This is a genomic window from Microbacterium sp. WCS2018Hpa-9 (assembly GCF_031843745.1).
Taxonomy (GTDB): Bacteria; Actinomycetota; Actinomycetes; order Actinomycetales; family Microbacteriaceae; genus Microbacterium.
In genome coordinates this window covers 366,678-380,209 of record NZ_JAVTIY010000001.1, presented here as the reverse complement: position 1 = coordinate 380,209, position 13,532 = coordinate 366,678, and the positions used below count along the sequence as shown (strand labels likewise).

The 13,532-nt window shown below is 68.6% G+C and carries 12 protein-coding genes; 8 read left to right on the top strand and 4 right to left on the bottom strand.

The annotated features are described in order from the left end of the window. Positions 1-15: 15 nt before the first annotated feature. Both RQG82_RS01975 and RQG82_RS01970 read right to left on the bottom strand, forming a co-directional pair. Positions 16-1,329: an LLM class flavin-dependent oxidoreductase gene (locus RQG82_RS01975; RefSeq protein WP_311257451.1), complete on the bottom strand. Its 1,314-nt coding sequence runs from the start codon at positions 1,327-1,329 to the stop codon at positions 16-18. Next, on the bottom strand, positions 1,326-2,621 hold the full coding sequence (locus RQG82_RS01970; protein ID WP_311257450.1) for a PLP-dependent transferase: 1,296 nt from the start codon (positions 2,619-2,621) through the stop codon (positions 1,326-1,328). Before RQG82_RS01970 ends, RQG82_RS01975 begins: the two co-directional genes overlap by 4 nt. Positions 2,622-2,808: 187 nt before the next feature. Between RQG82_RS01970 and leuC the strand changes: the two genes are divergently transcribed. The 6 genes from leuC to RQG82_RS01940 all read left to right on the top strand — a co-directional run bounded on the left by leuC (position 2,809) and on the right by RQG82_RS01940 (position 9,164). Beyond that, complete coding sequence (leuC, locus tag RQG82_RS01965) at positions 2,809-4,260, top strand: 3-isopropylmalate dehydratase large subunit (RefSeq protein WP_311257449.1); 1,452 nt, start codon at positions 2,809-2,811, stop codon at positions 4,258-4,260. A gap of 2 nt (positions 4,261-4,262) precedes the next feature. After that, on the top strand, positions 4,263-4,859 hold the full coding sequence (leuD, locus tag RQG82_RS01960) for a 3-isopropylmalate dehydratase small subunit (RefSeq protein WP_140036920.1): 597 nt from the start codon (positions 4,263-4,265) through the stop codon (positions 4,857-4,859). Positions 4,860-4,924: 65 nt separating this feature from the next. After that, positions 4,925-6,292 (top strand): UDP-N-acetylglucosamine 1-carboxyvinyltransferase, encoded by a 1,368-nt coding sequence (murA, locus tag RQG82_RS01955; RefSeq protein ID WP_311257448.1) that lies wholly within the window; start codon positions 4,925-4,927, stop codon positions 6,290-6,292. A gap of 5 nt (positions 6,293-6,297) precedes the next feature. Further along, the gene (locus RQG82_RS01950) at positions 6,298-7,053 is read left to right on the top strand and encodes a lysophospholipid acyltransferase family protein (protein WP_311257447.1); all 756 of its coding nucleotides are present in this window, start codon (positions 6,298-6,300) and stop codon (positions 7,051-7,053) included. Then, the gene (locus RQG82_RS01945) at positions 7,043-8,176 is read left to right on the top strand and encodes an NAD(P)H-dependent glycerol-3-phosphate dehydrogenase (RefSeq protein WP_311257446.1); all 1,134 of its coding nucleotides are present in this window, start codon (positions 7,043-7,045) and stop codon (positions 8,174-8,176) included. Before RQG82_RS01950 ends, RQG82_RS01945 begins: the two co-directional genes overlap by 11 nt. Then, positions 8,082-9,164 carry a D-alanine--D-alanine ligase family protein gene (locus RQG82_RS01940; RefSeq protein ID WP_311257445.1) on the top strand — a complete coding sequence of 361 codons (1,083 nt, stop codon included), beginning with the start codon at positions 8,082-8,084 and terminating at the stop codon, positions 9,162-9,164. Before RQG82_RS01945 ends, RQG82_RS01940 begins: the two co-directional genes overlap by 95 nt. A gap of 15 nt (positions 9,165-9,179) precedes the next feature. Here RQG82_RS01940 and RQG82_RS01935 read toward each other — a convergent pair whose 3' ends face one another. Then, positions 9,180-9,686, bottom strand: a complete 507-nt coding sequence (locus RQG82_RS01935) for a DUF3515 family protein (protein WP_311257444.1) — start codon at positions 9,684-9,686, stop codon at positions 9,180-9,182. 23 nt (positions 9,687-9,709) lie between these two features. On the opposite strand from RQG82_RS01935, the gene thiL reads away from it, so the two are divergent. Then, positions 9,710-10,705, top strand: coding sequence for a thiamine-phosphate kinase (gene thiL / locus RQG82_RS01930; protein WP_311257443.1), 996 nt, complete (start codon positions 9,710-9,712; stop codon positions 10,703-10,705). Here the strand turns inward: thiL and rsmD are convergent. Next, positions 10,675-11,277, bottom strand: a complete 603-nt coding sequence (gene rsmD, locus RQG82_RS01925) for a 16S rRNA (guanine(966)-N(2))-methyltransferase RsmD (RefSeq protein ID WP_311257442.1) — start codon at positions 11,275-11,277, stop codon at positions 10,675-10,677. The two genes, thiL and rsmD, sit on opposite strands and share 31 nt — an antisense overlap. 61 nt (positions 11,278-11,338) lie before the next feature. On the opposite strand from rsmD, the gene RQG82_RS01920 reads away from it, so the two are divergent. Beyond that, positions 11,339-13,513 carry an ATP-dependent DNA helicase RecG gene (locus RQG82_RS01920; RefSeq protein ID WP_311257441.1) on the top strand — a complete coding sequence of 725 codons (2,175 nt, stop codon included), beginning with the start codon at positions 11,339-11,341 and terminating at the stop codon, positions 13,511-13,513. The last annotated feature ends 19 nt before the right edge of the window (positions 13,514-13,532 follow it).

The following is a 13,532-nucleotide window of genomic DNA, read 5'->3' as shown; positions in this document are numbered from 1 at the left end:
CTGCGCCCCACCGGGTCAGAACGCGCGCAGGTTGGCCTGCAGTCCTCCGTCGACGTGGTCACGGCGGAGTATGCCACGGCGCCGCAGGACCGGCACGAGCTCGTCGAGCGTGCGGTGCAGCGTGACGGGGTGGAAGTCGCCCCACAGCAGCACGCCGTCGTTGCCCCACTCGCCGAGTTCCTCGATCAGGTCGGCGAACTCCTCGGCGGTCCCGACGAAGCCGGAGCGGTCGGCGATGCGCCCGGCGCGGGCGAGGGCGGTGAGGTGGGCGCGCAACGGGGCATCGTCTCCGCGGTCGCCGATCAGACGCTGGATGCTGCCGCGTGAGACGTGGTCCCCGAAGATCGACACGTCGAGCGGCCGGTCGAGGTCGAGCGTGGTGAGGTCGGTCTCGAGATCGCTCGACTGCTTGCGGGCGATCTGCACGAGTGCCGCGTCATCGGGGTGCGCGGATGCAGCGACGATCCGGTCGGCCTCCTCGGCGGACGACGTGATCACCGGCTGGATCGCGAAGAGGATCTTGATGTCGGCGGCTGAACGCCCGGCCGCGATCGCCGCGTCGTGGATCTTCGTGCGGTAGGCGCGCACGGATGCCTCGTCCAGTGGGGCGAGGGCGAGCTGGACATCGGAGTTGGCGCCGGCGAATCCGAGGCCGCGACCCGATCCGCCGGGGGAGACGATCGCAGGCTCCCCGTCGGTGAACGGCACTGCGTTCAGAGGGCCGTCGAACGCGAAGTGCTCTCCGCGGTGCCGCACGGTGCGCAGCTTCGACCCGTCCGCGAAGACATCGCTCTCTCGGTCTCCGATCAGCGCGCCGTCTTCCCAGCTGCGCCAGAGCGAGCGGATGCCGGAGAGCCATTCCTCGGCCCGGTCGTAGGCGGCATCGTGTCCGAGCTGCGCCGCCGCTGAGAAGTGACGAGCGCTGCCGGTGTCGGTGACCACGTTGAGCCCGAGACGGTGGCCGCTGAGGTGCTGAAGTGTCGAGAACTGCCGCGCCGCCGTGTAGGGAAGGTACGCCGCCGGATTCACGGTGGGCACGACTCCGAGGTGCCGGGTCGCCTGGAACAGATACGGGGCGAGAAGCAGCGGGTCGTGCTTGGGCCCGCCGAAGGCATGACGTACGCGGAGGTCGATCGTGTCCGGCGAGCCGAGAGAAGGCGCGTCTTCGATGATGACGAGGTCGAAGCCTGCCTGCTCGAGCGTCCGGGCGGCCTCCTGATAGATCTCGGGACGTGTCCAGTCGTAGTCCCAGTCAAGAGACGGATATCCCCACCCCTGGGGACCGAAGCCGCGGGCGAGGAACCAGCCGAAGTGCTGGGGCCTGGTCACGCGACGGCCTCTCGCGCAGGCTCGAGCACCCGGGCGAGGTCGGCGATGAGGTCGGAGACGTCTTCGATGCCGACCGAAAGTCGCAGGGTTCCCGGCTGCACACCGAGGATGTCGCGCTCTTCGGGTGTGCGGTGCGAGTGGCTGGTGGTCGCCGGATGCAGCACCAGCGAGCGCACGTCGCCGATGTGGGTCATGTGCGTGAAGACCTCGACGCTCTCGACGAAATCGCGTGCGGCGTCGATCCCTCCGCGGAGGGTGAACGTGAAGATCGAGCCGTACCCGCCATGCAGATACCGCTGCGCGAGCGCGTGATCGGGGTGAGTCTCGAGGCCCACGTGATCGACGCTCTCGACCGCGTCCTGCGCGGCCAGCCAGCGGGCGACTTCGAGAGCGTTCCGCGACTGGCGCTCGACCCGCAGGCCGAGGGTCTCGGCGCCCTGTCCGATCAGGAACGCGTTGAGAGGAGACGGGGAGGCGCCGAAGCGCGGAGCCACCGATTCGCGGGCGTAGGCGATCCGCGCGTTGCCGCCGTGGCGAGCGTAGACGCTCGGGAAGCCCCCGCGGCCCGGGAGCACCAGGTGCGGTGCATTGTGACCGGCCTTCTCCGCATCGAAACGACCGTCGTCGAGGATCACACCGCCGAGCACCGACCCGTGACCCGCGAGGAACTTCGATGCGGAGTGCACGACCATGGCTGCACCGTGCTCGATCGGACGCAGCAGGAACGGCGTCGCGAGCGTGTTGTCGACGATGAGCGGGATCGCGAACTCATCCGCGACCGCGCTCACAGCGGCGATGTCGAGGATGTCATTCCGCGCATTCGCGATCGACTCGGCGAACAGCGCGCGCGTGGTGGGGCGGATGGCCTCCCGCCACGCTTCGGGGTCGGCGATCTCGTCGATGAAGGTCGTCTCGATGCCGAGGCGCGCGAGGTTGTCGAGAAGGAGTCCCCGGGTGCCCTCGTAGATGTGGGTCGAGGACACGATGTGGTCTCCGGCTCCGGCCACCGTCAGCAGGGCCGTGACGACCGCGGCCTGACCGCTCGCGACCAGCACCGCCTCCGCGGCCGATTCGAGAGACGCGAGCTGTCGTTCGACGGCGCTCACCGTCGGGTTGCCCGTGCGGGTATAGCCGAAGCCGGCGCCGGTGCCGAAGTGATCTGCGGCGTGATCGAAGTCGTCGAACTCGAACCCCGCTGTCAGATAGATCGGCGTCGCCCTCGAAGACGCAGCGCCTTGATTCCGGGCGGCGTGAACCGCTCTGGTGGCGAAGCCGGTCGTGTCATCGGTCATGCGGATGCCTCTCGAAGGTGCGGGTGACAGTAGCGTGTCACGCGGCGACTCCGGTCGCGGAAGCGGTGGTAATCTGACGTCATGCGGATCGTGCTCCTCCTTAGCGGCCGCGACGAGAACTCGTTCTGAGCCCCTCCTCGTCGCGGAGTCCATCGTGGGCCGAACCGCCAGCTTCAGGAGAGACGCAATGAACATCCCCGCAGCAGACACAGCTCCCGCACGTCCCAGGACCCTCGCTGAGAAGGTCTGGGACGACCACCTCGTCGTCAAGGGCGAGGACGGTGAGCCCGACCTGATCTACATCGACCTGCACCTGGTGCACGAGGTCACGAGTCCTCAGGCGTTCGACGGCCTGCGATCAGAGGGTCGTCCGCTGCGTCGCGTCGACCTGACGATCGCCACCGAAGACCACAACACGCCGACGTGGGACATCGACAAGCCCATCGCCGACCTCACGAGCCGCACCCAGATCGAGACGCTGCGCCGCAACGCCGCCGAGTTCGGCGTGCGCCTGCACTCGCTGGGCGATGCCGAACAGGGCATCGTGCACGTCGTGGGCCCGCAGCTCGGGTTGACCATGCCGGGCATCACCGTGGTCTGCGGCGACTCGCACACCTCGACTCACGGTGCTTTCGGAGCCATGGCATTCGGCATCGGCACGAGCGAGGTCGAGCACGTCATGGCGACCCAGACGCTTCCGCTCAAGCCCTTCAAGACGATGGCGATCACCGTCGAGGGCACTCTGCGCCCGGGAGTCACCGCGAAGGACATCATCCTCGCTGTGATCGCGAAGATCACGACCGGCGGCGGTCAGGGCTATGTCCTGGAGTTCCGCGGCAGCGCGATCCGTGCGCTGTCGATGGAGGGGCGGATGACCATCTGCAACATGTCGATCGAGGCCGGCGCCCGCGCGGGCATGGTCGCCCCCGACGAGACGACCTTCGAATACCTGAAAGGTCGCCCCCACGCGCCCAAGGGTAAGGATTGGGACGACGCCGTCGCCTATTGGCGCACACTCCCGACCGACGAGGGTGCGGCGTTCGACGCCGAGGTCTTCATCGACGCCGACGAGCTCGAGCCGTTCGTGACCTGGGGCACCAACCCCGGGCAGGGCATCTCGCTGTCGGCAGCGGTTCCGGACCCCGCTCAGATCGCCGATGCCAACGAGCGCGCAGCCGCAGAGCGCGCCCTCGAGTACATGGATCTGACGCCTGGCACGCCGCTCAAGGATGTGCCGGTCGACGCCGTCTTCATGGGGTCGTGCACGAACAGCCGCATCGAGGACCTCCGTGCGTTCGCCTCGATCATCGAAGGCAAGAAGAAGGCGGACGGCGTCCGCGTCATGGTCGTGCCCGGTTCGGCCCGGGTTCGGCTGGAGGCCGAGGCTGAGGGCCTCGACAAGATCATCAAGGACTTCGGCGCGGAGTGGCGATTCGCCGGCTGCTCGATGTGCCTCGGCATGAACCCCGATCAGCTCGCTCCCGGTGAGCGCTGTGCGTCGACGTCGAATCGCAACTTCGAGGGTCGGCAGGGCAAGGGCGGTCGCACGCACCTGGTGTCGCCGCTGGTCGCCGCGGCGACCGCGATCCGCGGCACGCTGTCGAGTCCCAGTGACCTGAACGAGATGGCGGAGGTCTGACCATGGAGAAGTTCATCACCCACACAGGCATCGCCGCTCCGCTGAAGCGCTCGAACGTCGACACCGACCAGATCATCCCCGCCGTCTTCCTCAAGCGGGTCACCAAGACCGGCTTCGAGGACGCGCTGTTCCACGGCTGGCGCCAGGACCCCGAGTTCGTGCTCAACCAGCCCGCCTTCCAGGGGGCGTCGGTGCTCGTCGCCGGACCCGACTTCGGCACCGGATCGAGCAGAGAGCATGCCGTCTGGGCACTGCGCGACTTCGGGTTCGCGGTCGTCCTGAGCCCGCGCTTCGCCGACATCTTCCGAGGCAACTCGGGCAAGCAGGGGCTTGTCGCGGCGACCATCTCAGAAGAGGATCTCGAGCGGATCTGGGCCGAGATCGACCGGAATCCCGGGGCATCCATCACCGTGGACCTCGAGGCGCGGGTCGCGTCGATCGGTGAGATCCAGGCTGACCTCGGGATCGACGATTACACTAGATGGCGGCTCCTTGAAGGGCTCGATGACATCGGGCTCACGCTGCGCAACGAAGACAAGATCGCGCAGTTCGAGGCCCGTCGCGAGTCGTGGCGGCCCCGGACCCTTCCCGTTCAGTGAACGGCGGGGCGGGGGAGCCGAGGGCGACCCCGCCCCGAATTCCGTTGAATGAAGTGAGGCTCCGAATGACGACACCTGTGCGCGACGCTCTTCCGGACGGAGTCCCCCCACTCACCGGTGACGTCCTCGCCATTCGTGGCGGCCGCCCCCTGCGCGGCCGTGTCGATGTCAAGGGCGCGAAGAACCTCGCGACCAAGGCGATGGTCGCCTCGCTGCTCGGCGAGACCGTCAGCGTGCTGCGCGACGTCCCAGCCATCAGCGATGTCGCCGTCGTGCGCTCGCTGCTCGAGGTGCACGGCGTCCGGGTCTCCGACGGCGATGAGCCGGGTGCTCTCGTCTTCGACCCGAGCGATGTCGAGTCGGCCCACTTCGAGGAGATCGACGCCCACGCCGGTGCCTCCCGCATCCCGATCCTGTTCTGCGGACCGCTCCTGCACCGTCTCGGTCAGGCTTTCATCCCCGACCTCGGCGGATGCCGCATCGGCGACCGCCCGATCGACTTCCACCTCGACGCACTGCGCAAGTTCGGCGCGATCGTCGAGAAGCTGCCGAGCGGCATCCGTCTCTCCAGGGGTGGAGCCCGCCTGCACGGTGCCAACATCCACCTGCCGTACCCGAGCGTCGGCGCCACCGAGCAGGTGCTGCTGACCGCGGTCAGGGCCGAGGGAACGACCGAGCTGCGCAACGCCGCCATCGAGCCCGAGATCATGGACCTGATCGCCGTGCTGCAGAAGATGGGCGCGATCATCTCGTACGAGCCGAACCGCGTCATCCTCATCGAGGGCGTCGAGACTCTGCGCGGTTACGATCACCGGTCGATCTTCGACCGCAACGAAGCGGCCTCGTGGGCATCCGCAGCGCTGGCCACCGACGGCGAGATCTTCGTCGGCGGGGCCAAGCAGCAGGAGATGCTCACCTTCCTCAACATCTTCCGCAAGGCGGGCGGCTGGTTCGACATCCAGGAGGACGGCATCCTCTTCCGCCGCGAAGGCGAGCTCAAGCCTGTCGTCGTCGAGACCGACGTGCACCCCGGGTTCATGACCGACTGGCAGCAGCCGCTCGTCGTGGCGCTGACGCAGGCGAACGGCCGCTCGGTCGTGCACGAGACGGTCTACGAGAACCGTCTCGGCTTCACCGACGCACTCGTCAAGATGGGCGCCGACATCGTCGTGCACCCCCGCGGACTGCAGGACGGGCCGCGGCGCGTGCCGCGTCGTGACCTCGAGCAGGCGGCCGTCATCACCGGGCCCACCCCGCTGCACGCCGCAGACATCGTCGTGCCCGATCTGCGCGGCGGGTACAGCCACGTGATCGCGGCGCTGACGGCCGAAGGCGAGTCCCAGGTCTCCGGAGTCGACATCCTCAGCCGTGGCTACGAGAAGTTCCTCGCCAAGCTCGATGCCGTGGGCGCCGACTTCGACGTCATCCGGTGACCCGGATGGGTTCCCGATCGCGTGAGACGACGCGGCCCAGTGTGTTCTGGCCGCTCGCGGCGATCGCCGTGCCGTTGATCTCCCTGCTCGCCAAGGTGCGCATCACCGGTGGTGAGAAGCTCCCGCGCGAGGGTGCCTACGTTCTGGCTCCCAACCACTATTCGGAGTTCGATCCGCTCATCGTGGCTCTCGCGGTCTGGCGGATCGGACGCGCGCCCCGATTCATGGCCAAGGAGAGCCTGTTCAAGGTCCCTGTGCTCGGTTGGATCCTGCGTCGCACCGGAATGATCCCGGTGGCTCGTTCGTCGTCGGCATCGGCCGCGAAGCAGACGCTGAAGCAGTCGGCCGAGCTGGTCGAGCACGGCCGCGGAGTGATCGTGTATCCCGAGGGGACGCTGACGCGGGACCCCGACATGTGGCCGATGCGCGGCAAGTCAGGCGCCGTGCGGCTGGCTCTGACCGACGGCATCCCGCTGATCCCGATGGCCCAGTGGGGCACCCAGGAGATCATGGGGCGCTACCAGAAGGGTCTGAGCCTGTGGCCGCTGCGCAAGCGTGTGGACGTCATCATCGGCGACCCGGTCGACGTGTCCGACCTGCGCGGGCGCGCGGGCGAGACAGCGGCGCTGAACGAGGCCACCGACCGCTTGATGAAGGCGATCACTGCGTTGCTCGAGGAGCTGCGCGACGAGAAGGCGCCGGCCGTGCGCTGGAACCCCGCCTCGCACGGACAGAAGGAGACGGGTCGCCTTGACTCCTAAGCGCAACACGCCCCAGGGTCCCAGGGTCGCCGTCATCGGCGCGGGCAGCTGGGGCACCACGTTCGGGAAGATCCTCGCCGACGGCGGTGCGCAGGTCACGATGTGGGCCCGCCGAGCCGAACTCGCGCACGAGATCGACGAGGCCAAACGCAACTCGCGCTATCTGCCAGGCATCAACCTGCCGCGCACGATGGCGGCGACGCATGAGCTGGCTATCGCACTGCGTGATGTCGACCAGGTCTATCTCTCGGTGCCGAGCCAGTCTTTGCGCGAGAACCTCAAGGCGCTGCGTCCGCTGCTGTCCGACAACGACGCGAAGATCGTCAGCCTGATGAAGGGCGTCGAGCGCACCACAGGGCTGCGGATGAGCCAGGTCATCGAGCAGGAGCTGCGGTGCGATCCCGATCGCATCGCTGTCGCCTCGGGGCCGAACCTCGCTCTCGAGATCGCCCGTGAGCAGCCGACGGCCGCCGTGATCTCGTCACGCAGCCAGGAGACGGCCGAGGAGGTCGCTCGCGCCGCACGCAACTCGTACTTCCGGACGTTCGTGAACACCGATGTGATCGGCACGGAGTTCGGGGGAGTGCTGAAGAACCTCATCGCCGTGGCGATCGGCATCGTCGACGGTGTCGGGTACGGCGAGAACACCAAGGCGTCGATCATCACGCGCGGACTCGTCGAGATGACCGACTTCGCGGTGGCGAACGGCGCCCACCCCGAGACGCTGCAGGGGCTCGCGGGCCTCGGAGACCTCATCGCGACGTGCCAGTCTCCATTGAGCCGCAACAACACGGCCGGGCGCCTGCTCGGCCAGGGATACAGCTTCCAGGACGTCGTCAAGCAGATGCAGCAGACAGCCGAGGGCCTCGCGTCCGTCGCGCCGGTGCTGCAGCTCGCTCGCGAGTCCGAGGTGCACATGCCCATCGTCGAGCAGGTGAAGATGGTGCTCGACGGCAAGATGAACCCGCGCGACATCGCACCCCACCTGACGACGGACGACGACACCCCGCAGGGTGAGAGGACCAACCATGGACAAGCAGACGGTGGTGGTGCTCTTCGGAGGGCGCTCCAGCGAGCATTCGATCAGTTCCGCAACGGCGGGCGGAGTGCTGGGCGCGATTGATCGCGACCGCTATGCGGTGATCCCGGTCGGGATCACCCGCGAGGGGGCTTTCGTTCTCGAGGACGACGACCCGTCGAAGTTCCCGTTGGATGCCGCGCATCTGCCGGAGGTCGCCGACAACGGCACCAGGGTGCTGTGGCCCGAGCCCGGAGGCGACCGCACGCTGCGCGTCGTGCGTCCGGACGGGACCACCGAACGCTTCGGCGAGATCGACATCGTGCTGCCGATCCTGCACGGAACGCACGGCGAGGACGGGACGATCCAGGGCTACTTCGACACCCTCGAGGTTCCCTACGCTGGTGGGGGAGTTCTCGACTCGGCGCTGTGCATGGACAAGCACTTCATGAAGATCGCACTGCGCGCCGCCGGCATCTCCGTGGCACCGGGCATCACGGTCCGCTCACGGGAGTGGGAGCGGGATGCCGCGTCGGTTCGCGCATCTGCGGTCGAACTCGGGATGCCGCTGTTCGTCAAGCCGGCTCGCGCGGGTTCGAGCGTCGGCGTCTCGAAGGTCGAACGGCCCGACGAGCTCGACGCGGCCCTGGCCGTCGCCTTCGCAGAGGACGACAAGGTCCTCATCGAGAGCGGGGTGGTCGGTCGCGAGATCGAGGTCGCGGTTCTCGAGAGCGCCGACGGTGTGCGTGCATCGCTGCCCGGTGAGATCGTGCTGACGTCCCGTGGGTTCTACGACTTCGAGGGCAAGTACCTCGGTGGAGACGGCGTCGACGTCGTATGCCCCGCGGAGCTCGAGGATTCCGAGATCGAGGCGATCCAGGATGCCGCGATCCGAGCATTCGAGGCGGTCGACGGCCGTGGCCTCGCCCGTGTCGACATGTTCCTCACGCCCTCCGGCGAGCTCGTCGTCAACGAGCTCAACACTATGCCTGGATTCACGCCGATCTCGATGTTCCCGAAGTGCTGGGTGGCATCCGGACTCAGCTACGGCGACCTGATCTCCGAGCTGATCGAAGCGGGCCTGCGCCGCTGATCGGGCGGCGTCCGCTCAGCCTTCGGTCGATCCCGCGTCAGGGGATTCCTCGGTGGGCACTCGGTCCGTGCACCGAGCCGTCGCCGGTTCGAGGCCGGACTGGATGCTCGTCGAGAGACTCTCGACCACCGTGCGGAAGTCGATCTCCTCGCCCCGGCGGATGATCACCTCGACGGCGGGATCGCGACCGTAGGTCACCAGGCGCTGGCGTTCGTCTTCCTGGTCGAGCACGAGCCAGTCGACGCTGCCGATCGTGGTGCAGACTTCCGTCGACGGTGCGGGCGGTTCGACGCCGCAGCGCAGCACGACCGTCGGGTCGCCCCAGGCGCCGGTGGCCTGCGCATCGGTCCACACGCGGTCGAGATCGCCGACGGCATCGGGGAGCAGCACGGAGACCTCTGCGCACGCCGGATTGTTCGCATCGTCGGCCGGGTCCAGATGGATCGTGGTCGAGCATCCGGAGAGCGCTGCGACGAGGGCCAGCGACCCCGCGATGACGGCGAGACGACGAGAGCGGGGCATGCATCCAGGCTACCTTTGACTGCATGCCCTCCCGACCTCGCGACGATGATCCGACCCTCGGCGATCTTTCGGAGGGGGAGATCCTGCGGGCCATCCTGGCGAGGACAGCGCGGGCCAGTCACACGATAATCGGACCCGGCGACGATGCGGCGGTGATCGCGGCTCCGTCGGGATCCGTGGTCGCCACGACCGACACGCTCGTTCACGGTCCTGACTTCCGACTCGCCTGGTCGTCGGGCTACGACCTCGGGTGGAAGGCCGCGGCGGTGAACCTCGCCGACGTGGCCGCCATGGGTGCGCGCCCGACCGCACTGCTCGTCGCGCTGGCGGTGCCGCGCGATCTGAGGCTCTCTTTCGTCGAACGCCTCGCCGACGGACTCCGTGAGGCGTGCGCGGCCCTGGCACCCGGCTGCGCCGTGGTCGGCGGCGATCTCACCGTCTCCGACGTGCTCACCGTGGCCGTCACGGCTCTCGGCGATCTCGAGGGCCGGGCGCCGGTGTTGCGCTCAGGTGCGCGGGTCGGCGATGTGGTCGCAGTGGCGGGGGAACTCGGGCATGCCGCCCGCGGACTCGCCGTGCTCTTCGGCAGGTTCCGCGACGGTGAGACCCCGGTCGCTGTCGATCCGTCGGTGCTCGGGCGGGGTGAGAGCGCGGCGCTGACGGCTCAGCTCCGCCCGTCGCCGCCGATCGGCCTCGGACCCTTCGCCGCCACAGCCGGAGCCACCGCGATGATGGACATCTCGGATGGTCTCGCGCTCGACGCGCGGCGGATGGCGGCGGCCTCGGCCGTCACGATCGCCCTCGACGGTGCAGCCCTCGGAGACTCCCCGCAACGGGCTCTCGCCGGCGGCGAGGATCACGCGCTGCTCGCCACATTCCCTCCGGGGATGCTGCCGTCGGGCTTCCGCATTATCGGGACTGTGGCCCCGCAGGGCGAGCACGAGCTGCTGGTAGACGACGCACCCGCAGACGTCAGCGGCTGGGATCCCTATCGCGACTGGGATTCGGCCTCGGGCTGAGGCGTCTCAGAGGCGGGAGCGGGCTCGGCCCACCAGAGAGCGGTGTCTCCGTAGGCCTTCTCACGGATCAGCTCCAGGCCGGCTGCCCGGAGATCAGGAGGCGTGGAGCGCCGCGCGCGCTCGATGATCACGAGGGCGTCGGGTGCGAGACACGGCGCGAGTGCGATGAGATCGGTGGTCATCGCGTCGTCGTCGAGGTCATAGGGCGGGTCCGAGAAGACGAGGTCGTACGGACCGGAGGCTCGCAGCAGGAACGACCGGACCGCGCTCTGGTGCACCCTCGCGCCGGACGCGCCGGCCTTCGCGACGGTGGCGGCGTTGCGACGGACGACTGCGGCCGCCTCTCGGCCGTGCTCGACGAGATCGGCGCTGACCGCGCCGCGGCTGAGCGTCTCCAATCCCAGCGCACCCGAGCCGGCGTAGAGATCGAGCACGCGGGCCCCGACGATCGCGTCGGCTGACTCCAGCGCTCCGAAGAGCGACTCCCGCACGCGGTCGCTGGTGGGTCGCGTTCCCGCGTGGGGCACGTCGAGCCGCGCGCCGCGTGCCTTTCCGGCGATGATCCTCGTCACCCGTTCACGATACGACAGCTACGGCGCACGTCGTGTCCGTGCGGCCTTCTAGACTCGGATCATGTCGCTCACGCTGGATTCGTCGCTGGAGGAGGCGTTGGGCTCCACGCCGGCGAAGTCCCTCGATCGGGCGTTCAGCATGAAGACGGTCGGCGATCTCGTGTCGCACTATCCCCGGCGGTATGCCGACCCGGGCGAGCTGACCCCGATCCGCGCGCTTCCGCTCGGTGAGACCGTGACGATCGTCGCCGAGGTGCTGTCGTCGAGTGCCAGGGCGATGCGCAATCGGCGGGGCGCGATGGTCGATGTCGTGATCGGCGACGGCATCGGCAAGATGTCCCTGACGTTCTTCGCGAAGAACCTCGGGGCGGCCAAGTGGCGCTCCGAGGATCTCGCGGTCGGCCGTCGAGGCGTCTTCTCCGGCAAGGTCGGCGAGTTCAACGGCATGACGCAGTTCGCGCACCCCGAGTACGAGCTCTTCGACGACGAGGATGCGGCCAGGCGGCGCGCCGATGCCCGCGCCGCCGTGCTGATCCCGATCTACCCCGCTACGTCGACGCTGCAGACCTGGCAGATCGCCAAGTTCATCACTCGAGTGCTCGACGGTCTCGGTGACGTGCCCGAGCCTCTCGCCGCGGATGTCCGCGCGCGGGAGGAGCTGCTGACCGCGAGAGAGGCACTCGAGCAGATCCATCGACCGAAGACCCGCAACGACATCGATCCTGCCGTCCGCACGCTGCGGATGCATGAGGCGCTCACGCTGCAGACCGCACTCCTGCAGCAGCGCGATGCGGTGCGATCGCTCTCGGCCACGGCGCGTGCGGCGAAGCCCGGTGGCCTGCTCGAGCGTTTCGACGCCTCGCTGCCGTACGACCTCACGCCCGATCAGCAGACAGTCGGCGCGCAGGTCGCGAAGGACCTCGTCGGCTCGTGGCCGATGAACCGGCTCGTGCAGGGAGAGGTCGGATCCGGCAAGACGCTCGTCGCACTGCGTGCGATGCTCCAGGTCGCCGAGTCCGGCGGCCAGGCCGCGCTCATCGCGCCGACCGAGGTCCTGGCGGGCCAGCATCTGCGGTCGATATCGAAGATGCTCGGGCCTGAGCTGGCTCCGCTCGTGATGCCCACGCTGCTCACCGGGCAGATGCCGGCTGCAGCGCGGCGCAAGGCCGCCCTGCGCGTCGCCTCCGGGCAGGCGCTGATCGTCGTCGGCACCCACGCGCTGCTCGGCGAGAAGACGACCTTCGCAGATCTCGGCCTCGTCGTGGTCGACGAGCAGCACCGGTTCGGCGTCGAGCAGCGTGAGGCTCTCCGCGCCAAGGGCTCCAGTCCGCACGCTCTCGTCCTCACCGCCACCCCCATCCCTCGCACCGTCGCCATGACGGTGTTCGGAGACCTCGACACCTCGGTGATCCGCACGATGCCGAAGGGGCGGGCGGGAATCGAGTCGTTCGTCGCCCCGCTCGCCGAGCACCCCGGGTGGTTCAACCGCGTCTGGGAGCGCGCCGCCGAGGAGATCGCTCAGGGGCGTCAGGTCTTCGCGGTGTGCGCTGCGATCGATACCACCAAGAAGACGGCTGAGGCGGGTGAGCCCGCCCTCCTGCAGCCCGAGGGCGCATCCGGTCCGCGCTGGGGTGTGGTGCAGCTCGACGAAGCGCTGGCGACGCACCCGAAGCTCGGCGGTCTCCGTCGAGCGGTGCTGCACGGACGTATGCCCTCGGACGAGAAGGATGCGGTCATGCAGGCCTTCGCTCGGGGCGAGATCGACCTGCTGCTGGCGACGACCGTCATCGAGGTCGGCGTCGACGTGCCCAACGCCTCGACCATGATTGTCCTCGACGCCGACCGCTTCGGTGTCTCCCAGCTGCATCAGCTGCGGGGTCGGGTGGGTCGAGGCGGCGTGCCGGGGCTGTGTCTGCTCGTGACCGAGGCCGAAGCCGGCTCGGTGGCGCGCGATCGGGTCGACGCTGTCGCGGCGACTCTCGACGGTTTCGCCCTCGCCGAGGTCGATCTCGAGCTGCGAGGCGAAGGAGACGTGCTGGGCGCAGCACAGGCGGGCGTGCGGTCGTCGTTGAAGCTGCTGCGCGTGGTCAAGGACTCCGGTCTGATCGTCAGGGCGCGCGAGCTCGCCGAGGTGATCCTCGCCGCCGACCCGGGTCTCGATGCGAACCCGGGGCTCAGATCGGCCATCGAGCGACGCGTGAGCGACGACGATCGCGCGGCTCTGGCGAAGAACTGACCCGAGCACGGCGTGCCCT

What these genes read in the sequence shown, in the direction of transcription:
- RQG82_RS01970 (WP_311257450.1), bottom strand. Translation starts at nt 2,621, where the DNA reads ATGACCGATGACACGACCGGCTTCGCCACCAGAGCGGTTCACGCCGCC.
- leuC (WP_311257449.1), top strand. Translation starts at nt 2,809, where the DNA reads ATGAACATCCCCGCAGCAGACACAGCTCCCGCACGTCCCAGGACCCTC.
- leuD (WP_140036920.1), top strand. Translation starts at nt 4,263, where the DNA reads ATGGAGAAGTTCATCACCCACACAGGCATCGCCGCTCCGCTGAAGCGC.
- murA (WP_311257448.1), top strand. Translation starts at nt 4,925, where the DNA reads ATGACGACACCTGTGCGCGACGCTCTTCCGGACGGAGTCCCCCCACTC.
- RQG82_RS01950 (WP_311257447.1), top strand. Translation starts at nt 6,298, where the DNA reads ATGGGTTCCCGATCGCGTGAGACGACGCGGCCCAGTGTGTTCTGGCCG.
- RQG82_RS01940 (WP_311257445.1), top strand. Translation starts at nt 8,082, where the DNA reads ATGGACAAGCAGACGGTGGTGGTGCTCTTCGGAGGGCGCTCCAGCGAG.
- RQG82_RS01935 (WP_311257444.1), bottom strand. Translation starts at nt 9,686, where the DNA reads ATGCCCCGCTCTCGTCGTCTCGCCGTCATCGCGGGGTCGCTGGCCCTC.
- thiL (WP_311257443.1), top strand. Translation starts at nt 9,710, where the DNA reads ATGCCCTCCCGACCTCGCGACGATGATCCGACCCTCGGCGATCTTTCG.
- RQG82_RS01920 (WP_311257441.1), top strand. Translation starts at nt 11,339, where the DNA reads ATGTCGCTCACGCTGGATTCGTCGCTGGAGGAGGCGTTGGGCTCCACG.